The following is a 1,657-nucleotide window of genomic DNA, read 5'->3' as shown; positions in this document are numbered from 1 at the left end:
CCTGTCTTCGTCATTCTCCAGAAATGGTCCTTAAAAATTGGCTGAAACCATTGAAAACACTGGATTTTGATTTTTGCGATGGGTGTCCCTGCTGTATTTTAGAGGATGTTTGTACGGAAGAAGCCAAACAAAAGCGGAGTGGTCAGTATACAAATTATTGACAAGAGTGGGGGGCAGTACGAAGTAGTCAGGACAGTAGGAAGTTCTTCCGATCCTGAAACGATAGACAGATTGTTTCGACAGGCTAAAGGAGAGATAAATGAGATAACCGGCCAGCAGCTAATAAATTTTGAACAGAATAAGGAGCGGGAACTGGTTGAACTGTTTTTTCATCATATTGAAAGCATGGAACTCGCAGGCCCTGATCTATTATTAGGAAAGCTTTTTGACGAAATAGGGTTTCATGTTATATCAGATGACTTATTCCGGCATTTGGTTATTTGTCGGCTGGTTTATCCGGTCAGTAAACTTAAGACAGTCGATTACCTGTTTAAGTATAAAGGTATCAGTGTTGACATAAACAGCGTATATCGCTATCTGGATAAGCTTCATGAAAGTCAGATAAAACAAGTACAGAAGGTTAGCTATGAGCATACTTTAAAATTGTTAAGCAATCAATTGTCCATTGTATTTTATGATGTAACTACATTATATTTTGAGGCAGCAGATGAAGATGACTTACGCAAAACAGGCTTTAGCAAGGACGGTAAACACCAACAGCCACAAATTGTGCTGGGGCTTTTGGTAAGTGAAGGAGGCTATCCGTTGGATTATGAAATCTTTGAAGGAAATACGTTTGAAGGCAAAACGATGCTTCCGGTAATAGAAGCATTTAATAAGAAATATAATCCTGGCCAATTAATCATTGTAGCTGATGCAGGCTTAATGTCCAATAAGAATCTCCTGGAGCTATGTGAAAAGGAGTACCGGTTTATCATCGGGGCCCGCATAAAAAATGAGACAGAAGGGATAAAGGAAAAAATACTGGAGCTTTCATTAAAAGATGCAGAAAGCACCGAGTTGCAAAAGGAGGACGGTAACAGGCTAATAATTAGCTACTCAACCGGCAGGGCAAAGAAAGACGCCTTCAACCGGAAAAGAGGGATGACCAAGTTGGAGAAAGAGCTTGAACGTGGAAAACTTACAAAGAAACAAATCAATAACAAGGGATACAACAAATACCTGAAACTGGAAGGTGACATAACAATTACAATCGACTATGAAAAATTTAAGGCTGATGAAAGATGGGACGGCCTGAAAGGGTACATAACCAATACTTCATTGAGTAAGGAACAAGTCATTGATACATATAAAGAGCTTTGGAATATTGAAAAAGCCTTCCGTATATCAAAAACTGATTTACGGATACGTCCTGTTTATCATCATGTAAAACGAAGAATAGAGGCGCATATTTGCATCGCCTTTACAGCGTGCAAAATCTATAAAGAACTCGAAAGGCAGCTCAAAACCAAAAAATCAGGTCTAAGTGCAGAAAAGGCAATGGATATACTCAAAACTATCTATCGCATCACAATCACAACCCCTTACTCAAAAAACAAATATTCCAGGTTGGTCATTAAAAACGAGGAGCAATCTGAATTAGTTGAGCTTTTTAACCTTGAAATTTAGCTTGGGTGTCCCAGTGACGAAAACAGGA

General features: G+C 38.9%; 1 protein-coding gene. It reads left to right on the top strand.

Going from position 1 to position 1,657, the window contains the following annotated elements; genetic code table 11:
- Nucleotides 1-138: 138 nt before the first annotated feature.
- A complete protein-coding gene (locus tag P2W73_RS26310) occupies nt 139-1,629 on the top strand; it encodes an IS1634 family transposase (RefSeq protein WP_276505089.1) in 1,491 nt (496 codons plus the stop codon).
- Nucleotides 1,630-1,657: the final 28 nt, after the last annotated feature.

Origin of the sequence: Terrimonas pollutisoli, from assembly GCF_029360765.1 — a bacterium.
Classification (GTDB): Bacteria; Bacteroidota; Bacteroidia; order Chitinophagales; family Chitinophagaceae; genus Terrimonas_B; species Terrimonas_B pollutisoli.
This window is presented reverse-complemented; position numbering and strand designations above follow the sequence as displayed.